This is a genomic window from Billgrantia ethanolica, assembly GCF_021404305.1.
Lineage (GTDB): Bacteria > Pseudomonadota > Gammaproteobacteria > Pseudomonadales > Halomonadaceae > Halomonas > Halomonas ethanolica.
This window is the reverse complement of sequence record NZ_JABFTX010000050.1, coordinates 1-293: the sequence shown is the minus strand read 5'-3', so window position 1 is coordinate 293 and position 293 is coordinate 1. Positions and strand designations below refer to the sequence as shown.

Genomic DNA, 293 nt, shown 5'->3' with positions numbered 1-293 from the left:
GGCGAGCTGCACCACCGCCGCCCGTGTGCGCTTGCCGTTGTTCGGCATATTGTCGCAGCACAGCACCGTGAACGGCGGGACGCCCGCACTGCGCCGCCGGGCCAGGGCCTCGACCAGAATGCCCGGCGCGGTGCGCGGTGCCTGGGGTTGATCGATATCGTGAGCGATCAGCGGATCATCACGCAGCAGGCTGCCCTCGGCGGGGCTCAGGAAGTAGCCCTTCTCGGTCACCGTGAGAGTGACGATACGCGTCTCGGGCGAGGCCATGCGCGCCAGCAGCGACGCGAGATCGC

At 69.3% G+C, this 293-nt stretch carries 1 protein-coding gene; it reads right to left on the bottom strand.

The features are described from left to right. Window positions 1-293, bottom strand: a 293-nt coding sequence (locus HOP53_RS21465) for a mannitol dehydrogenase family protein (protein WP_479688675.1), incomplete at both ends; no start/stop codon positions are given.